General features: G+C 68.5%; 15 protein-coding genes. 7 read left to right on the forward strand and 8 right to left on the reverse strand.

The genetic code is table 11. The annotated features are described in order from the left end of the window. Positions 1 to 124 precede the first annotated feature (124 nt). The 4 genes from AC1DKN_RS19530 to AC1DKN_RS19545 form a co-directional block, all read right to left on the reverse strand. Positions 125 to 2,032, reverse strand: coding sequence for an ABC transporter ATP-binding protein (locus AC1DKN_RS19530; RefSeq protein WP_476872243.1), 1,908 nt, complete (start codon positions 2,030 to 2,032; stop codon positions 125 to 127). Continuing rightward, the gene (locus AC1DKN_RS19535) at positions 2,029 to 3,852 is read right to left on the reverse strand and encodes an ABC transporter ATP-binding protein (protein WP_476855512.1); all 1,824 of its coding nucleotides are present in this window, start codon (positions 3,850 to 3,852) and stop codon (positions 2,029 to 2,031) included. The genes AC1DKN_RS19530 and AC1DKN_RS19535 overlap by 4 nt, the downstream gene beginning before the upstream one ends. Before the next feature lie 347 nt (positions 3,853 to 4,199). Continuing rightward, the gene (locus AC1DKN_RS19540) at positions 4,200 to 5,147 is read right to left on the reverse strand and encodes a metallophosphoesterase (RefSeq protein ID WP_476872244.1); all 948 of its coding nucleotides are present in this window, start codon (positions 5,145 to 5,147) and stop codon (positions 4,200 to 4,202) included. A 3-nt stretch (positions 5,148 to 5,150) separates the two neighbouring features. Next, positions 5,151 to 7,442, reverse strand: a complete 2,292-nt coding sequence (locus AC1DKN_RS19545; protein ID WP_476872245.1) for a transglycosylase domain-containing protein — start codon at positions 7,440 to 7,442, stop codon at positions 5,151 to 5,153. 37 nt (positions 7,443 to 7,479) lie between these two features. On the opposite strand from AC1DKN_RS19545, the gene AC1DKN_RS19550 reads away from it, so the two are divergent. The 3 genes from AC1DKN_RS19550 to AC1DKN_RS19560 are packed head-to-tail and all read left to right on the forward strand — an operon-like array spanning position 7,480 to position 9,156. After that, positions 7,480 to 7,635 carry a DUF4177 domain-containing protein gene (locus tag AC1DKN_RS19550; RefSeq protein WP_003797879.1) on the forward strand — a complete coding sequence of 52 codons (156 nt, stop codon included), beginning with the start codon at positions 7,480 to 7,482 and terminating at the stop codon, positions 7,633 to 7,635. A gap of 2 nt (positions 7,636 to 7,637) precedes the next feature. Then, complete coding sequence (locus AC1DKN_RS19555) at positions 7,638 to 8,228, forward strand: RidA family protein (RefSeq protein ID WP_476872246.1); 591 nt, start codon at positions 7,638 to 7,640, stop codon at positions 8,226 to 8,228. A 16-nt stretch (positions 8,229 to 8,244) separates the two neighbouring features. Then, a complete protein-coding gene (locus AC1DKN_RS19560; RefSeq protein WP_476855516.1) occupies positions 8,245 to 9,156 on the forward strand; it encodes an NUDIX hydrolase in 912 nt (303 codons plus the stop codon). Between the two features lie 398 nt (positions 9,157 to 9,554). Here AC1DKN_RS19560 and AC1DKN_RS19565 read toward each other — a convergent pair whose 3' ends face one another. Then, positions 9,555 to 10,232, reverse strand: coding sequence for a Crp/Fnr family transcriptional regulator (locus AC1DKN_RS19565; protein WP_011693220.1), 678 nt, complete (start codon positions 10,230 to 10,232; stop codon positions 9,555 to 9,557). 215 nt (positions 10,233 to 10,447) lie between these two features. Between AC1DKN_RS19565 and AC1DKN_RS19570 the strand changes: the two genes are divergently transcribed. Then, positions 10,448 to 11,632, forward strand: coding sequence for a MarP family serine protease (locus AC1DKN_RS19570; RefSeq protein WP_476850249.1), 1,185 nt, complete (start codon positions 10,448 to 10,450; stop codon positions 11,630 to 11,632). A 51-nt stretch (positions 11,633 to 11,683) separates the two neighbouring features. Here AC1DKN_RS19570 and AC1DKN_RS19575 read toward each other — a convergent pair whose 3' ends face one another. The 3 genes from AC1DKN_RS19575 to acs form a co-directional block, all read right to left on the reverse strand. Then, complete coding sequence (locus AC1DKN_RS19575; RefSeq protein ID WP_476872247.1) at positions 11,684 to 12,868, reverse strand: DUF2332 domain-containing protein; 1,185 nt, start codon at positions 12,866 to 12,868, stop codon at positions 11,684 to 11,686. A gap of 2 nt (positions 12,869 to 12,870) precedes the next feature. Continuing rightward, positions 12,871 to 13,347 (reverse strand): type II 3-dehydroquinate dehydratase, encoded by a 477-nt coding sequence (gene aroQ, locus AC1DKN_RS19580; RefSeq protein ID WP_230009056.1) that lies wholly within the window; start codon positions 13,345 to 13,347, stop codon positions 12,871 to 12,873. Positions 13,348 to 13,549: 202 nt separating this feature from the next. After that, positions 13,550 to 15,580, reverse strand: coding sequence for an acetate--CoA ligase (gene acs / locus AC1DKN_RS19585; RefSeq protein ID WP_476872248.1), 2,031 nt, complete (start codon positions 15,578 to 15,580; stop codon positions 13,550 to 13,552). 431 nt (positions 15,581 to 16,011) lie between these two features. On the opposite strand from acs, the gene AC1DKN_RS19590 reads away from it, so the two are divergent. The 3 genes from AC1DKN_RS19590 (at position 16,012) to AC1DKN_RS19600 (ending at position 19,028) form a co-directional block, all read left to right on the forward strand. After that, a complete protein-coding gene (locus tag AC1DKN_RS19590) occupies positions 16,012 to 17,484 on the forward strand; it encodes a hypothetical protein (protein WP_476872249.1) in 1,473 nt (490 codons plus the stop codon). 96 nt (positions 17,485 to 17,580) lie between these two features. Further along, positions 17,581 to 18,351, forward strand: coding sequence for an endonuclease III (gene nth, locus AC1DKN_RS19595; RefSeq protein WP_230008030.1), 771 nt, complete (start codon positions 17,581 to 17,583; stop codon positions 18,349 to 18,351). Then, the gene (locus AC1DKN_RS19600; RefSeq protein ID WP_230008029.1) at positions 18,348 to 19,028 is read left to right on the forward strand and encodes an NUDIX hydrolase; all 681 of its coding nucleotides are present in this window, start codon (positions 18,348 to 18,350) and stop codon (positions 19,026 to 19,028) included. Before nth ends, AC1DKN_RS19600 begins: the two co-directional genes overlap by 4 nt. The last annotated feature ends 81 nt before the right edge of the window (positions 19,029 to 19,109 follow it).

Consider the following 19,109-nt stretch of genomic DNA (forward strand, 5'->3'; position numbering starts at 1 on the left):
GTTGCTTCAAAAGCAACTTCACAAGAGTATCCGATCATGGCCCCGGATGTGAAATCGGGCGCCGGCCGGGACGTGTCCCGCCGTCGTCCCGGCCAGGACGCCGACCGGTCCCGGCAGGCGCTGTTCAGACCAGCGAGTCTTTCCAGGCGCCGTGGAGCCGGGCGAAGGCGCCGCCGTCGCCGATCAGCTGCTCCGGGGTGCCGTCCTCCACGACGAGTCCGTCGTGCACCACCAGCACCCGGTCCGCCGTCTCCACGGTGGAGAGCCGGTGGGCAATGATCAGCGCTGTCCGCCCGGCGCCGGGGGCCGAGTCTGCAACGGCCTGTCCGCCGCCCGCCTGTCCACCGGACAGCCGCTGGCCGGCCTCCCGGGTGCCGGCCTCCCGCGTCCCGCGCAGGAGCCCCGCGAGGCCCTGCTGGACCATGCGCTCCGACGGGATGTCCAGCGAGGACGTTGCCTCGTCCAGGATCAGCACGGCCGGGCGGGCCAGAAACGCGCGGGCGAAGCTGATCAGCTGGCGCTGCCCGGCGGAGACACGGCCGCCGCGCTTGTTGACGTCGGTGTCGTAGCCGTCCGGCAGTTCCATGATGAAGGCGTGCGCCCCCACCGCCCGGGCCGCGTCCTCGATCTCCGCACGCGAGGCTTCGGGCCGGCCCAGGGCGATGTTGTCCGCCACGGAGCCGCTGAACAGGAAGGCCTCCTGGGTGACCATGACGACGTTCCGGCGCAGGTCCTCGGTGCTGAGCTGGCGCAGGTCCACGCCGTCGACGGTCAGGGACCCGGCGGAGACGTCGTAGAAGCGGGCAATCAGCTTCGCGAGGGTGGATTTGCCGGCGCCGGTCTGCCCGACGAGCGCGACCGTCTGCCCGGCGGGGATGTGCAGGTCCAGCCTCGGGATGACCACCGGGCCGTCGCCGTAGCGGAATTCGACGCCGTTGAAATCGATGCTGCCCCGCGCCTGGTGCAGGGCCGCGGGTGTTTTCGGCGGCCGCACGGTGGGGACCTCCTCGAGCAGGCCCGAGACCTTTTCCAGGGCCGCCTGGGCGCTTTGGAAGGAGTTGTAGAACATGGCCATCTGGTCCACCGGCTGGAAGAAGCGCTTGGCGGACAGGATCAGGGCCAGGAGCACGCCGACCTCCAGGTCGCCGCTGAGGACCCGGAAGCCGCCGGTGAGCAGCACGAGGGCCACGCACACGTTCCCGATCAGCACCAGCCCCGGCTGGAAGATGCCGTTGAGGTTGATGGAGCGGACGGTCGCGCGGCGGTAGTCCTCCGACAGTTCGGAGTAGCCCGCGGCATTCTCGCGTTCCTTCCGGAAGGCCTTCACGGCGCGGATCCCGGTCATGGTCTCCACGAAGTGCACGATCAGCCGGGCCGAGACCACCCGGGATTCGCGGAAGGCGATCTGGGAGTGCTTCTGGTACCAGCGGGCCAGGAAATACATCGGCACGCCGGCGGCCAGCACCAGCACGCCGCTGCGCCAGTCCAGGGCGAACACCGTCACGGCGGTAAACGCCATGAACAGCATTCCCGAGGCCAGCGAGCTCACGCCGGAATCCAGGAGTTCGCGCAGGGCCTCCAGGTCCGAGGTCTGCCGGGCGATGATGCGCCCCGAGGTGTATTTCTCGTGGAATTCCAGGCTCAGCCGCTGCGTGTGGCGGAAGACCCGGACGCGGAGGTCCAGCAGCATCGCCTGGCTGAGCCGCGCCGTCGAGGTCACGTACAGGGCGGTCAGGCCGGCCGCCACGACGGCCGCGGCAAGGTAGGCGACGCCGGTCAGCACCAGGGGAAGGTTGTCGCCGGCGCGCACGGCGGGCAGGGCGTGGTCGATGCCGAAGGCGATCAGGGCCGGCCCGGCCACGCGGGCGGCCTGGGACAGCACGACGGCGCCGATCGTCAGCCAGAACCGGGCCCGGACGGGGCGGATCAGGGAGCCCAGGAGGGTCAGGGAGCGCCGCCGGACGGCCTTGCTTTCGTTCCTGCTGAGGTGCGCGTTGTCCTCATTGGCGGTGCCGAACGTTGCGCTGCTCATCGGGAAATCTCCTCGGACTGGTCCTCGAGGGCGGACAATTCTGAATCCAGGTCCCGCGGTTCCGGGTCCAGGCTGGCGATCACGTAGCGGTAATGGCTGTTCTTGGCGAGCAGTTCCGCATGGGTTCCGACGGCGGCGATCCGGCCGTCCTCGAGCAGGGCCACCCGGTCGGCCAGCGCTACCGTGGAAGGCCTGTGGGCCACGATCAGCGTGGTGGTGTCCGCGAGGACCTTGCGCAGCCGGGCCTCGACGAGGACCTCGGTGTTCACATCCAGCGCCGAGAGCGGGTCGTCCAGGACCAGCACGGCCGGTTTCGCGGCGATGGCCCGGGCCAGGGCGATGCGCTGGCGCTGGCCGCCGGAGAGGCTGAGGCCCTCCTCTCCGATCAGGGTATCGACCCCGTCCGGCAGGGAATAGGCGAAGTGGGCCTGGGCGACGTCGAGGGCTTCCTCCAGGGCCGCGTCGCGGCCCTTCGCCGATCCGGCGTCGGGCGCGCCGAGCAGGACGTTGTCCCGGACGGAGCTGGAGAACAGCGTGGTGTCCTCGAACGCCACGGAGACCACGGTGCGCAGGTCCTCCACCGCGAACTCGCGCAGGTCCACTCCGTCGATGGTGATGGCACCGCCGGTGACGTCGTAGAGGCGGGGGACCAGCTGGAGCAGGGCGCTCTTGCCGCCGCCCGTGATGCCCACGAGGGCCATGGTTTCGCCGGGGCGGATGTCCAGGGTGATGTTCTTGAGGATCGGCTTGTCCGGGGCGTCCTCGAACGCGAACGAGGCATTGCGGAAGCTGAGGGCACCCTTGAGGCCGGCCGGGCGGCGGGGCTGGTCCGGGCTGGTGATCGTGTTCTGCGCGTCCATGACCTCGAAGTGCCGGTCCACCGCGGACTTCGCGGTGAGGGCCATCGCCAGCAGCATGCCGCAGAACTCGACTGGCGCGGCGACCACGGCGGCGGTGGCGAAGAAGGCCACCAGGGACCCGATGGAGAGCTGGTCCGTGGAGGCCAGCAGGATGCCGACGACGAGGCCGGCGCCGAGCGCGAGTTCGGGCAGGAGCGTCACCACCAGGCTGAACGTGGCCAGGTGTTTGGCCTTGGCGATCTCGGTCTGCCGGAGTTCCTCGGCCTGTTCGTTGAAGTTCTCCAGGGCCTCCCGGCTGCGGCCGAAGGCCTTCAGGACGCGGATGCCGTGCACGGATTCCTCGACCGTGGTGGCGAGGTCCCCGGCCTGGTCCTGGCTGCGCCGGGCCACCTTGCTGAAGCGGGTGCGGAAGCGGAATCCGTAGATCATGATCGGCACGGCGGCGGCCAGGAAGATCAGGGCCAGCTGCCAGCTCATGGCAAACATCACCGCGACGCCGATCACCACGGTGAGCGTCGTGACCACCAGCATGATGGCGCCGAAGGCCATCCAGCGGCGCAGGAAGTTCAGGTCCGTCATGGCCCGGGACAGCAGCTGACCGGAGCCCCAGCGGTCATGGAAGGAAACTGTGAGGTCCTGCAGATGCCCGTAGAGCGAGACCCGCATCCGGGTCTCGACGGTGGTGGCGGGATTGATGACGAACTGCCGGCGCAGGGCCACGAGGCCCGCCTCGGCGATGCCCAGGACCAGGATGAGGAGCGAGGCAGTCCAGACGGCTTCCGCGCTGCCGCCGGGGGTCAGGGACTCGTTGACCAGCACGCGCAGCACCTGCGGGATGGCCAGTGCCATGACGCTGGCCAGCAGCGCGCAGAGCAGGCCCATGACCAGCCGGGGCAGGATTGGCCTGACGTGCGGGTAGAGACGGCTGATGGAGGTGAAGAATGAGCTCTGCTTGGCCATGCCTGCTTCTTAAGACGCCCGTGCATAGATCGCACCGTTGAATGTAGTTTCCTGTAGCAACTACCCTAGGCCATCGGGTGACCGGATTCACACGTTGTTCAGCGCTCCCAGCATCTCGCCCAGTCATTGCGATCCGCAATAGGTGCGGGCGGCGGGTGGCCGCGGGACATGTCCGGTGGTGCCGGGCCCGGTGGGACATGTCCGGTGGTGGCCGCAGCGGGTGGGCATTGTGGGCCTATGCCCAGTGCCCGCGACCAGGGGAGGGCATGTCCCGTGGGCTCGGGCGCCAGGGGAGGGCATGTCCACCGGCCAGGCCGGAGGGCGGGCAGCACTGGCCGCGGCCAGGCCTAGGCGCGGGAGGTCAGCGTGAGCAGAACGGCTTCGGGCCGGCAGGCAATGCGGACAGGGGCGAAGCGGGACGTGCCGATGCCGCCCGAGACGTTTACCGGCGTCGTCCTCCCGTTGCTCTCCCAGGTGTGCAGCCCCCGGGCCCGCCAGGTGGGCAGGTCGCAGTTGGTGACCAGGGCCCCGTAGCCCGGGACGCAGATCTGGCCGCCGTGGGTGTGGCCGGCCAGGAGGAGGTGGGCGCCGGTTTCGGTGAAGTGGTCGAGGACGCGCTGGTAGGGTGCGTGCGCGACGGCGATTCGCAGGTGCGGGTCGGCGTCCCGGCCCTTGGTCCCGCGCGGCCAGCCTGCGTACCGTTCGAGGCGCAGGTGCGGATCGTCGACGCCGGAGAAATCGAAGCGCATGCCCTTGAGCACCACCGACTGGCACCGGTTGGTCAGGTCCACCCAGCCGGACATGCCGAACTCGGCACGCAGCCGGGGCCAGTCGAGCCTTTCCGGGTGTTTGCGCTCACCCGAGGGCCCGAGCAAATATGACGCCGGGTTCTTCAGGCTCGGGCCGAAGTAGTCGTTCGAGCCGGGGACAAACACACCGGGAAATTCCAGCAGGGGCCGCAGGGCCGCCACGAGGGGGTCCACGCCCTTGGCATGGCTGAGGTTGTCGCCCGTGTTCACCACGAGGTCCGGCCGTAACTGCGCCAGGGAGGACAGCCACTGCGCCTTCCGGTGCTGGCCCGGAACGAAGTGGATATCGGACAGGTGCAGTATCCGGAACGGGCCGAACCCGGCCGGCAGGATGGGGAGGGTTTCCTCCCTGACCACAAACTGGTTCTTCTCCCACAGCCCGTAGCCGGTAGCGGCCGCCCCCGCCGCCGTCCCGATCGCGGCGGTCACGGCAAAGCCGCGTCCGATGCTTCGAACGCGGCTCGCCAGATCATTGCCCAGGGTCATCGGCTACTTCTTGCCGGAGGACTTCGTCGGTGCCGGTGTCGGGTCGGCGGACGGTTGCGTGGCCGGCTCGGTGCTCTTGCCGGTCGGAATGGAGGTCCGCGGCGTTGAGATCGGGTCCGGGACCGGGGCCGGGGAGTACAGCATGTCCGACGGCGGGGCCGGGAACGGATCGGTGCCATAGGCCGGCGCCACCTGGGCCATGTAGTTCGAGAACTGCGGCCCGGCGATCATGTAACCGTCGATGCCCTTGTAGAAGTTGCCGTTGATCGTGACGTTCTGCCCGGCGCGCTGCTGGTTGCCCAGGGGATCGCCAAACCACGTGGCCGTTGCCAGGCCGCTGGTGTAGCCCGCCACCCAGGTGGAGCTGTTGTTGTCGTTGGTGCCGGTCTTCGCCGCGATGGGGAACGTGGTCCGGGTCGAAATCCGGGGCTGGATCAGCGAGCCCGAGCCGCGGTTGAGCACTTCCTGCATGGCGTACGCGACGCCGTGGGCCACCTCGGGCTTGATCGCGTCCCGGCAGTTGGGAGACTGGGCCGGCAGCTGGGCGCCGGTCGCGTCCGTCACCGACTCGATGGCCATCGGTTCGCAGTACTTGCCGTTGTTGGCGAAGGTGGCGAATGCGCTGGCCATGGTCAGCGGCGCCGTCTGGCGGGCGCCGATCAGGCTGCTCAACCGGGTCATCGGAACCTTGGGGTTGGGATCGTCGCCGTTCGGGCTCGGCAGGCCTTCGTGGATACCGACGGCGTCCACGATCTTCTGGATCCCGCACAGGTCCACCTGGGCGGCAGAGGCGAACGTGATGGTGTTGATGGAGTTCGCCAGGCCGTCAAGGACCGACATGTACTTGTAATGGTTCTCGTCCGCGTTCTGCAGGTCGTGGGTGCCGGCCGTGTCGTCGTACGAGTCGGTCGTCGGTGTGGGGCAGGTGTTCTTCCACGGGAAGCCGGGCGGGTATCGGCGCACGGCGCCGTTGAGCTGGGTGCTCATCGACTTGCCCTCATTGAGCCACTCCGCGAACGTGAACGGCTTCATCGTGGACCCGGGCTGGAAGCCGCCGAGACCGTTGAGGTCATTGCCCTTGGCGTCCTGCACGTCCACGTTGAAGTTCTGGGTCTGGTCGAACTTGCCGTCGGCCGGGAACCAGACGGTGTTCTGGGCCATGGAGACGATCTTGCCCGAACCCGGCTGCACGGACACCAGCGAGGCGCCCCACTTGTCCGGGTTCGCGCCGGCCGATCCGTCCACCTGGGCCTGGGCCACGGACTGGGCCTTCGGGTCCAGCGTGGTCTTGATGGTCAGGCCGCCGCGGAAGATCTTCCGCTCACGCTCGGCAGCGTCGGCCCCGTACGCCGGATTGTTCAGGAGCAGGTGGAGCACGTAGTCGCAGAAGTACGGCGCCGTCTGCGAATACGCACAGCCCTGGCGGGGCTGGGTGACCTTGGTCTGCACCGGCGTCGCCACCGCGGCATCGTAGTCGGCCTGCTTGATCTTGCCCTGCGTCAGCATCGCGTGGAGCACGAGGTCGCGACGGACCTTGGCGTTCTCCGGATTGGTGATCGGGTCGTAGTAGGAGGGGCTGTTCACGACGCCGGCCAGCAGGGCCGCCTGCGGCAGGGTCAGGTCCTTGGCCGTGGTGCTGAAGAAGAACTTGGACGCGGCCTCGATGCCGTAGGCGTCCCGGTTGAAGAACACGATGTTCAGGTAGCCCTCGAGGATCTGCTCCTTGGTGAACTTCTTCTCCAGCGCGATGGCCAGCTTCATTTCACGGAGCTTGTCCCCGACGCCCTTGTTGACGCCGTTGAGCAGGACCTCGTCGCCCTTGCCTTCGGCCTCCAGCGAGGAGTTGATGACGTTGTTGACGTACTGCTGCGTGATCGTGGACGCGCCCTGCTTGTTGCCGCGGGCGGTGCTCACGAGCGCGCGCAGGATGCCGGTGGTGTCCACACCGCCGTGCTCATAGAAGCGGCTGTCCTCGATGGCGATGATCGCGTCCTTGATGTGCGGTGACATCTGGTCCAGCGAAACACGGGTGCGGTTTTCCGCGTAGAGGTTCGCGATCGGGCTGCCGTCGGACGCCAGGATCGTGGTCGACTGGCTCGGCGGATCGACCTTCAGCTCAGCGGGGAGCGTGTCAAAAAACTGGATCGAACCGCTCGCCGCACTGCCCGAGACGGCCGCCGCGGGGACCAGGAGGCCCGCCACCAGGACACCGCAAATAGCGCTCACGCCCAGGAAAAGAAAGATCTTTCCGAGGGTGGTGGCCGTGTCGAATAAAGGGTTCTTGCCAGTCGCCATGTTTTCCACTTTACCGGCAACGACTAGGCTTTATGTCATGACCAAATGGGAGTACGCCACGATTCCGCTCATTATTCACGCCACAAAGCAGATCCTGGACCAGTGGGGTGACGATGGCTGGGAGCTCGTCCAGGTTGTTCCGGGACCCGATGGAAACGGCCTGGTTGCCTACCTGAAGCGGGAGAAGCAGTAGCCATGAGCACCCCCTCAGAAGCCGTTCCGGCCACGCCGGCGGGCGCGGAAAACATCTCCGAAAACACGGCCGGCGCAGCGAGCCACACGGCCGGCGCGGGCGCGTCGTCCGCCGTCGAACAGCGCCTCGCGGAGCTGGGCCTGACGCTCCCCGACGTCGCCGCTCCGGTCGCGGCGTATGTTCCGGCCGTGATTTCCGGCAACCACGTCTACACCTCCGGGCAGTTGCCGTTCATCAACGGCAAGCTCGAGGCCACCGGAAAGGTTTCCACCGGTTCGGCGGGCGCCTCCGACGAATCCACGGTGTCCCCGGAGGACGCGAAGGCCTACGCTGCCGTCTGCGCCGTCAACGCACTGGCCGCCGTCAAGAGTGTGATCGGCGACCTCGACCGCATCACGCGGATCGTCAAGGTTGTCGGATTTGTATCCTCCGACCCTTCCTTCACCGGCCAGCCCGGTGTCATCAACGGCGCCTCGGAGCTGCTGGGCCAGGTCCTCGGCGACGCCGGCCAGCACGCACGTTCCGCCGTCGGCGTATCCGTTCTGCCGCTCGACTCGCCTGTCGAAGTCGAACTGATCGCTGAATTCGCCTAGTAGACCGGTTACGTCGTTGCCTCAGTTAGAACGCCGCCTGTTCGTCCTGCCCCCGGATCTTGAGGGAGCAGCCCGCAGCTGGATTGAACACGGTGAGCGGACGCCCCGCGCGCCCCGTTTGGCCTCCTCCGTGATCCTGCTGCGGGATTCGCCCACGGGCCTGGAGACCTGGCTCGGCTACCGGACGGGGTCCTCCCCGCTCGGTGTCCTCGCCTTCCCCGGCGGATCGCTGGAATCCACCGACGACGACGCCGTCGGCTGGCTCGGCCCCTCACCCCAGCACTGGGCCGAGCAGATGGGGACGTCCGACGTCGGGCTGGCGCGCCGACACGTCGTCGGTGCCATCCGTGAACTGTTTGAGGAGACCGGCATCCTGCTGGCCGGCCCCGACCTGTCCACCACGGTGGAACTGACCTCCAGTGCCGACTGGATGCGCGCCCGCGAAGCCGTGGCCGAGCAGGAGAAATCCTTCACCGACCTGCTCGCCAAGCGCGGGCTCTCGCTGCGCACTGACCTGCTCAAACCCCTGGTGAACTGGCTCAGCCCCGACTTCGCGCACCGCCGGTTCAACACCCGCTACTTTGCCGCCACCGTGCCGGTGAACCAGCAGCCCTCGCTGCTGGCCAGCAAGGGCGTCTGGGGCCGCTGGGTGTGCGTCCGGAAAGTCGTGAGCGAGCGGGACAGCACCGTGCTGGGTGACGAGGTAGGGCAGGAGAACACCGTCGGCCGGACCCTGGGCGAACTCCTGGTCCCTGGCTCGGAGATCATGCTTGAGAAGATGGCCAAGGCCAACGGCTGCATCGCCTACCTCAGCTACAAGCGGAAGGCCCACGTCTACCAGCCGAAGCTGGTCGAGGAAGACGGCCGGCTCATGCTTGAAGTCGAAGCAGCCAAAACGATCGCCGGCGAACCGCAGCGGGAACGCTAGGCCCGGGGAGCGCTGACGCCACGGAAGGCTGACCCCATGCGGGCGGCCTGTTAGGGCTTGGCCCGGGCGGGGAGCCGGGCGATTCCCGGGACGTGGCCCGCCCTGCTCCTGAGCGCTGGACATGTCCCTTCGTGCAGCGTGCCGGCCCGTGACATGCCCTCCGGTGGACCTGACAGGTGGACATAGTGGCATGATGTCCAGTCCCTGCAGCCGGGGCTGGACATGTCCCTTGTTGCCGGGTGCCGGCCCGGGGACATGCTCCGCCCCGATCCGCACCAGTGGACATGTCCCGCGGACAACCAGCCCGAAACCGCCACCGCGAATTAACGGCAGAAGATTAACGGCAGAAGGCCGGTCCCGTTTCCGGGGCCGGCCTTCGTGGTTGCTGCTGGGGATCCCTAGCGGGAACGCTGGCGCAGGCGCTGCATGTCAAGGATGACGACGGCGCGCGCTTCCAGTCGCAGCCAGCCGCGCTGCACGAATTCTGCGAGGGCCTTGTTGACCGTTTCACGGGAGGCGCCAACCAGCTGTGCGAGCTCCTCCTGCGTCAGTTCGTGGGCGACCAGGACGCCGTCGGTCGCCGGGCGGCCGAAGCGGTCGGCCAGATCCAGCAGCGCCTTGGCCACACGGCCCGGTACGTCGGAGAAGACGAGGTCGGAAAGGGAATCGTTGGTGCGGCGCAGGCGGCGTGCCAAGGCCTGCAGCAGCTGGGCCGAGACCTCGGGGCGGGTGCGCAGCAGCGCGTTGAGGCTCTCGTTCTTCAGGCCGGCAAGACGCGTCTCGGAAACGGCAGTTGCCGTGGCCGTGCGCGGGCTGGGATCGAACAGCGCCATTTCGCCGAAAAGCTCGCCCGGGCCGAGGATGGCCAGCAGTGATTCGCGGCCGTCCGGCGACGTGCGGCCGAGCTTCACCTTGCCGGAGACGATGAAGTAAAGCTGGTCACCCTGGTCGCCTTCCCGGAATACCGAGGCACCGCGTGAAAGGTCCACCTCGGTAAGTTCGTCCGTCAGCAGACGGAACGCCTCGTCGTCGAGCGTGGCGAAAAGGGGTGCGCGGCGCAATACCTCGATATCCATGAAATCTCCTGACTAGCTGTGTCGGCTGGGGCGCTTCAGCCATTGTTTCAGAATTTTGGAGCTTCTGTGACGTAGTTGGCACGGAAACGCCCGGAGGGGCCGAAAGCGCACGGCTCGGGAAGTCCGCGCAGATCCCTGTGCAGGCTGGCGGCCGGTCGGCAAACGTTCAGCTTACACCGGTAGAATCGTCGCTGAACTGTCTGTGAGGAGCCCCGGTGTTTGGCTTGACCATTTTGGACCTGCTGTTGGTTGTGGCGCTCTTGTCCTACCTGATCCACGGTCTTCGCAACGGCTTCCTTGTGACGCTCGGAGGCATCGCGGGATTCGCGGCAGGCGCCGTCGCCGCCTTCGTCTCCGTGCCCATCGTCAGCGGCCTCGTGGAGGACAGCGGCTGGCGCCTGACGGCGATCGTCGCCACGGCGGTCCTTCTGATGATCGTGGGCAACGGCCTCGGCACCATGATCGGGCGGCGAATCCGCAGCGTGGTCCCGTTCAGCCCCCTGCGGGCGGCGGACCGCCTCGTGGGCGGGGGCGTGAACGTGGTGGTGTCCGCCCTTGTGATGTCGATGCTGGCGTTCAGCATCGGGGCCCTGGGTGTGCCGTTCGTGTCCCAGCAGCTCGCGGAATCCAAAGTCATCAGGTTCATCGACGGCGTGACGCCGATGCCGGTCAAGGCATCAATGGCGCAGCTGCGTTCCGCCGTGATCGGCGAGGGAATCCCCACGCTGCTGGACGGCTTCGGCCAGAGCCAGCCCGTTGCCGTTCCGGACACCAGCACGGACACGCCGGCGCTGAACAAGGCCGCCGCGTCCGTGCTCAAGATCGCCGGAACCGCCTACCAGTGCGGTCAGAACCAGACGGGAACAGGCTTCGTCGTCGCCCCCGGGCGCGTGGTGACCAACGCCCATGTGGTCGCCGGGGTCGACGAACCGGTGGTGGAAACGCCCGGTGGCCGGGCACTGCCTGGGCGCGTCGTGTACTTTGACTCCCAGCACGACCTCGCCGTCGTGGCCGTTGACGGTCTGCGCTCGGAACCCCTGGCGCTGGCCGCCGACCTGCCGTCCGGCAGCGCCGCGGCCTTTGCCGGCTATCCGCACGGCGGGCCTTTCCAGTCCAAACCGGCCACGGTGCAGGACATCGCCACCGTGCTGGTCCCGGACATCTATGGCAAGAATGCGTCGCCCGAGGACGTCTACCGGCTGGCCGGCGACGTGCAGCCGGGCAACTCCGGGGGTCCGCTCCTGACCATGGACGGGCAGGTGGCTGGGGTGGTTTTTGCCAAGGCCACAACCGAGTCCTCGCTCGGATTTGCGATCACCATGAATGACTTGAGCCCCGTGGCGGCTCAGGCGCCGGGTCTGGGCAGTGCCGTTTCGTCCGGACAGTGCATCAAGAAATAACCGGACGGCCACGCAGGCCCTAGCCACAGCCAAGCCGGAGCCGCACGCGGGCTAGAGCCACTCCAGGCTCTGCCCGTGCGGGCCCGTGATGGCCGCCGGCTGGCCGTCCTGCAGCAGCAGGAACCGGCCGCGGAGCCGGGCGTCATCCATTTCCGGGACCACACTGGACCCGTCTGCCTGCACCACCACCATGTGGCCTTCGTTCGAGAGCCAGTGGCAGCCCCGCTCCGCGGCAAGATCCGCCATGGTGCGCCGGAAGCGGGAGCGGCCGCCGGCATCCAGGTACGCCATGACGGCGCTGTGGAATACCACCAGGGCGGCGTCGGCCGGGGCGCGGCCGGCGAGTTCCACAAGTTGTTCGTTGAGGTCGCCGGCCACCAGCAGCGGCGGCCGTTCCCTGGCAATGGCGATCGCCTGGCGCAGCCGTTCAAGCCGGAACTCCTGCTCCGGCCAGACGAGGGCTTCGAGCCAGGCAACGTCGGCCGGGTCGCGCACGTCCAGGGGGTTGAGGTCGATCCCAGCACGCCATGCCACGCGGGGAATTTCCGCCGGCAGCGGCACCGGGCCCGAGGTGAGGCAGCGCAGGACCGGAAACGTGGCAGGCTGGGCGCCATCCGGAACCAGCCGCGTCGTCCTTGCTTCCGCCGCCGGGTCCCCCGCCGACTCATCCGGTGCCCCCGCCCCGGTGTCGACAAACTCGTAACCGTAGCGGTCAGGGAACAGTGCCAGCCCCGCCGAGGCGCCCACCTCGATGAGGGCCAGCGGCCGGCCCTCTGCCGCGGATATCTGCGCGAGTGAGGGCAGCAGGGCGGCGCAGCGGCCGGCCTCGTTCGTCTGCGTGGACCGGGACAGCACGATTTCCGAGACCGCGTCCCAGTGATGGTCCAGGAACCTCCGGAAATCGCGGTAAGGGCTGATCTGCGCGCCGAGGAACCGGGCCGCGGCGAGGATCAGCAGCGGCTGGCGCTTGTCGTGCGGCCACTGATCAATCCGCCGAATCACCTCGGCGTCCCCGGTGATCCCCACGGACCACGCGGCATAGCAGGGGGAGGAGCCGGGGGCGTCGACCGTGCCGAAGTGCCGGTACCACTGCGCTGTGTCTGTGTCTGTGTCTGTGTCCGTGTCCGTAGCCGTAGCCGCGCCCGGTGCTGTGTCCGAGGCGGTGCCCGTAGCCGCGTCCGGAGCTGCGGACGGTTCCCCGGATGCTTCCGCCGCCGCGGGTTCGGCGGGGGACATGCTCAGTCCCCGGCCGCGTGCAGCCCGGCGAGGTATTCCACCGCGAAGCGGTAGCCCAGGATCCCGGCGCCGGCGATCACGGCCTTGCTGATGTCCGAAAGGTAGGAATGGTGCCGGAAAGGCTCGCGGGCGTGAACATTGGTGATGTGCACCTCGACCGTCGGCAGGGCAACAGCGGAAATGGCGTCCCGGATGGCCACGGACGTGTGCGTGTAGGCGCCGGCGTTGAGCACGATTCCCACCGCCTTCCCGCGGGCGGCGTGGATGGCGTCCACGAGGGCCCCTTCATGGTTGGACTGGAAGCACTCGACGTCCAGGCCGTGCGCGGCACCGGCGTCTTTGGCGAGCTGTTCGACGTCGGCCAGCGTCGCCGTCCCGTATTTCTCGGGCTCGCGGGTGCCAAGCAGGTTCAAATTGGGTCCGTTGAGAACCAGGATGGTGCCGCGGCCGGCAACGGTGGCGGAGGTGGCTTCAGTCATGTCTGCAAATCTATCGCGCCGCGGCCCGCGCGCGCCGTTCGTTACTGCCGCATTCTTCGCTGCTGCGGATGTTCCCGCCGCGGCCGCGTCGACAGACAGGACCAACGACGACGGCGGCGCGGCCCACCACGGTGGGCGGCGCCGCCGCCGGACAAACAGGCCAGCCAAACACAGCCGACGAACCCTTATCGGAACGAGCCGGCTATTTCTTCAGCGACTGCGCGATCTGGGCCATGACGGTGTTGTCTGCCAGGGTGGTCGCGTCGCCGACTTCGCGGCCTTCGGCGACGTCCTTGAGCAGGCGGCGCATGATCTTGCCGGAGCGGGTTTTGGGCAGTTCCGGGACCACGAGGATGGTTTTGGGTTTGGCGATCGGGCCGATTTCCTTGCCCACGTGGTTGCGGAGTTCCTGGACGATCGCGTCGCCGGTGTCCACGGCGTCGGCGCGCAGGATCACGAAGGCGACGACGGCCTGTCCGGTGGTCTCGTCCGCGGCTCCGACGACGGCGGCTTCCGCCACCGCGGGGTGGGACACGAGTGCGGACTCGATTTCGGCGGTGGAGAGGCGGTGGCCGGAAATATTCATCACATCATCCACACGGCCCAGCAGCCAGATGTCGCCGTCCTCGTCTTTCTTGGCGCCGTCGCCGGCGAAGTACATGGTCTCGAAGCGGGACCAGTACGTTTCCTTGAACCGCTCCGGGTCGCCCCAGATCCCGCGCAGCATGGCGGGCCACGGTTCGCGGATTACGAGAAAGCCGCCGTGGCCGTTGGGTACGGATTCGCCGAGTTCGTCCACGACGTCCACGGCGATGCCCGGCAGCGGGACCTGGGCCGAGCCGGGCTTGGTGGCCGTGACGCCGGGCAGCGGGGCGATCATCTGCGCCCCGGTCTCGGTCTGCCACCAGGTGTCCACGATCGGTGCGGGGTTTTCCTTCCGCTCGCCGTTCTTGCCGGCGTTGCCGCCGATGACCTCGCGGTACCACATCCAGGCCTCGGGGTTGATGGGTTCGCCGACGGAACCGAGGACCCGGATCGAGGAGAGGTCGGACTTGGCCGGGATGTCCTTGCCCCACTTCATGAAGGTGCGGATCGCGGTGGGGGCGGTGTAGAGGATGGAGACCTTGTACTTCTCCACGATTTCCCACCAGCGGCCCTGGTGCGGGGAATCCGGCGTGCCCTCATACATGACCTGGGTGGCGCCGTTGATGAGCGGGGCGTAGGCGACGTAGGAGTGCCCGGTGATCCAGCCGACGTCGGCGGTGCACCAGTAGACGTCGGTCTCCGGGTGGAGGTCGAAGACCGCCTTGTGCGTGTAGGCGCCCTGGGTGAGGTAGCCGCCGGTGCTGTGCAGGATGCCCTTGGGCTTGCCCGTCGTGCCGGAGGTGTAGAGGATGAAGAGCGGGTGTTCGGAGTCGTGCCCGACGGCGGTGTGTGTGGGGGACGCGGCGCCGACGGTGTCCGCCCACCAGTGGTCCCGGCCCTCGTGCCAGTCCACGGCCTGGCCGTTGCGCTTGACCACCACGACGTTCTGCACGGTGTGTCCGGTGCCGTCTCCCTCGTGGGACAACGCCTCGTCGACGGCCGGCTTCAGCGCGCTGGGCTTGCCGCGGCGGTAGGTGCCGTCGGCCGTGACCACGAGCTTGGCCTCGGCGTCGTCGATCCGGGAGCGCAGGGCTTCGGCGGAGAAGCCGCCGAAGACCACGGAGTGGATCGCGCCGATCCGGGCGCAGGCCAGCAGGGTGATGACGGCCTCGGGGATCATGGGCAGGTACACGGCGACGCGGTCGCCCTTGGCCACGCCGAGGGACTCGAACGCGTTCGCGGCCTTCTTCACCTCCTCGGTCAGCTGCGCGTAGGTGTAGGTGCGGGTATCTCCCGGCTCACCCTCGAAGTAGATCGCCACCCGGTCCCCGTTGCCGGCCTCGACGTGCCGGTCCAGGGCGTTGTAGGCGGCGTTGACCTCGCCACCGACGAACCACTTCGCGAACGGCGGGTCGGACCAGTCCAGCGCCTGGGTGAAGTCCTTGGACCAGCTCAGCAGCTCCCGGGCCTGCTTCGCCCAGAAGGCGGGACGGTCGGCGTCGGCCTCTGCGTAATCGGCGGCGGTGACCACTGCATTCGCGGCGAACTCGGCGGACGGCGCGAAACGGCGGTTCTCCTGGGACAGGTTTTCGAACGCATCGCCCTGGGGCGTCTGAGTGGCCGTGGAGCCGGGTGTCTGCTGGGACATGGTGAACCTCATCATTCATCGATCCGGGCTGCGCGGCCGTGCTCGCCACCGTCGCGCCGGGCCGCATGCGCGACGTCGGGCGGCGGCAGACGGCGGCAGTGCCGCTAGCGCTGTCTGGAATCAACACTAATACTTGGGTCCGACCAAACGTGCGCCCCGTCACAAACAGCACCGTGAGCGGTGTTCGTTAAGCGCCGAGTGGTCTGTCCCCGGCGCCGGACGGCGGGCCGGGGCAAGCGTCCGGGATTCGGAAATCTGGGGAATTCTGCTGCGTCCGCCCACGGCTTGTCAGCTAGTGATCGGCCATTCACTTGGCTAGGCTGAGATGAAGTTGTGACATCCGATGGAGGCGACAGGACCGCTGGCGGTCCTGTCCTTGCCTGCCGTTAGACGGCGCTGTCCAGGGCGCCGCCATGCTAAGGAGATACGGAATGAACGAGCAAGACAACGGGCAGCTCCGGGCGCCCGCCCAGAACCAGGGTGGAACGGCGCAGCCGGGGCCCGCCGGGTTCGGGGATGCGCCACGCTTCACGGTGGACAAAAAGATCGGGAAGAAGAACGAAGCCGTCCTCGGCCCGTTCACCATCCGTGACCTCACCGTTTTCGGCTCCACGCTGCTTCTTTTCATCGCCTCACTGATTCCGATGTTTGCCTTCGCCTACAACCTCTGGAACCTGGGCAGCCTCTTCTTCCTGGGCCTGGGCATCGTGCTGCCCCTCATTGTCACCGCGTTGTTTGTGGCCCGCCGCCTCAGCCCGTCGACCAGGATCCGGATCGGATCCCTGTCGATCGACCAGTTCGCGTCCGTTGTAGCGTCCTTCACGCTGGCCTTCTTTTTCCTCGCCGCCGCCGGGGCGTTCGTGCCGAGCATGCTGATCGCGCTCCTGGGCGCTTTGGGGCTCTTCGCCGCCACGGTGCTGGGCCGCTGGATCCCGTTCTTTGCCGGCGACTTCCTGGGCCGGGAGGACGCGCCTGCCCACGTGGTTGCCCGCGAAGCTGTTGTCCCGGTGCGAAAGCCCCGCGCACCGAAGGCGCCGAAGCAACCGAAGCAACCGAAGGAATCCAAATTGACCAAGGACGCTGCGGGTGCAGGCGCAGCCGGGGCGGGCGCCTCTCTGGCGGCCGCATCCGGCCAGGTTGCGTCCGGCGCGGCCGCTTCCGGCCGGGTTGCGTCCGGCCAAGCCGCTTCCGGGGAGGCCGCGGGCTGGGCCAAGCGTCCGGCCACCGGCAGCCAGACGGCCACGCCGGCGGCAACCACACCTGCCGGGGCATCTTCGGCGGGTGCGGCGTCCGCCGCGGCCCCCAGCGCTGCGGCCCCCGGCGCACCGGAGACCCAGATCTCGGGCGTGGTGCCAGCCGCCGGCGCGGCTGCCCCGGCATCTACGGATTCATCGGCGGCCCCGACGCAGGCCCCGGCTCCGGAGTCTGCTTCGTCCGCCGCGGACAAGACCCGGACCGCGGGCGTCCCTGCTGCAGCCGGTGCCGCCGCCGCTGGTGCCGCTGGTGCGGCTGCACAGACCGCTCCCGCCGCGGAACAGACCCAGGCCGGGGAACAGACCCAGGCCGCCGGCGTGCCGGCCGCCACCGGCGGCAGTGCCCCCACTACGGTCAACCCCCAGGTCCGGCCGCAGGAACAGGCCCGGCCGCAGGAACCCATCGGCGCGACCGTTGATCCCGCCAGCCGGCCCGCGGAGGATGATGTCCACCCCGTGCACGAGGCCTTCTGGTTCGCCGTCGCGCAGCCCCGCACCGCCGTCGATGTGCGCACCGGTGCCCCGGCGTTCGTCATTGAACCCGGCGGCTGGGTCCTTGCCCTGGAGGACCGCGGCAACGAGTTCCTGGTCCAGCACACCGACGGCCGGCTCGGCGTTTTGCGGGACCTCAGCAACATCGAACGCGGTTAGTCCGCCGCCGTGACCACGGAATCCGGCAGCTCGGAACCCGGCACCCCGATCCCGGGGAGCGCCAAGCCGGGTGCGCCGCGGGCGTCGGGGGAGTCAATGCTGGCGCTCAAGCGCCGCGCGCGCCGGATCAACCGGGAACTCGCGGAGCAGTACCCCTACGCCCACGCGGAGCTGGACTTCCGCACGCCGTTCGAGCTCGTGATAGCCACGGTGCTGTCCGCGCAGACCACGGACGTGCTGGTCAACCAGATCACGCCCCTGCTGTTCGCGCGCTACCCGGATGCGCGGCGGATGGCGGAGGCGGATCCGGCCGAGCTGGAGGCCATCATCAAGCCCACCGGCTTCTTTCGCGCCAAGGCCAGAAATCTCCTGGCGCTGTGCACCCGGCTGGTGGACGAGTACGACGGCGAGGTGCCGGGCCGGCTCGCGGACCTGGTGACGCTGCCCGGCGTCGGGCGGAAAACCGCGAACGTCGTGCTGGGCAATGCCTTCGGCATCCCGGGCATCACGGTGGACACCCACTTCGGCCGGCTGGCCCGGCGCTTTGGCTGGACCGAGTCGGATGATCCGGTCCGGATCGAGTCGGACGTCGCTGAACTGTTCGAGCCGAAGGACTGGACCATGCTCTCGCACCGCGTCGTCTTTCACGGCCGCCGCGTCTGCCATTCCCGGAAGCCGGCGTGCGGCGCCTGCGCGGTGGCCAATTGGTGCCCCAGCTACGGCATGGGGGAAACCGACCCGGAGAAGTCAAAGAAATTGCTGAAGTACGAACTCGCCCCGGGCCAGGAGCAACTGCTGGCCCGGCTGCTGGCCGAGACTCACCGCGCCGCGGAAATCCGGATGGAATCGCAGAGGAAACAGCCGTGACCGCGCGCCAGGACCTCGTCGAGCTCGTTGCCGCGGTGGAGGCGGGCACGGCGCCGGCCCCGGATCCGCGCTGGCGGGAACTCGCCGTCGAACCCGGCGAGCGGGTCCGTAGGGCGGCGGTGCTGATGCTCTTTGGTGCGCTCGACAACGTCCCCGCTGTGTCCGAGAAGTTGCTGGCTCCGGCCGATTTGGACGTGCTGCTGCTGCAGCGGGCCCAAACGCTGGAGGACCATCCCGGGCAGGTGGCGTTTCCCGGCGGCGGCATCGATCCGGGTGAGTCCGTGGTGGACGCGGCCCTCCGCGAGGCGGAGGAGGAGACTGGCCTGAACCCTGCGGGGGTGGACGTACTCGGCGTGATGCCTGAACTGGCCCTGCCCCGGGGCAATTTCCTGGTGACGCCGGTCCTGGCCTGGTGGGCTGCCCAGTCGCCGGTCCGGGTGGTTGACTACGGTGAATCCGCGCAGGTGTTCCGGGTCCCGGTCAGGGACCTGCTGGACCCGGACAACAGGGTGATGGCCACGGTCAGCCGGGCCGGCCAGACATTCCAGAGCCCAGCCTTCACCGTCAACGGCGTCGTGGTCTGGGGTTTTACCGGGATGATCCTGAACCAGCTTTTTGAACAGCTGGGCTGGGCCGTGCCGTGGGACCGCGCGCGGCTCTACGGGATTGATGTGTGAAGGCCGCACGGCGCCGGCCTGCCGGCCGGTCCGCTGGCTGTCAGCCGCCGGGCTGCCTGCCGGGCAGCAACGGGGTTGCAG

Source organism: Arthrobacter sp. 01N444 (genome assembly GCF_056399305.1).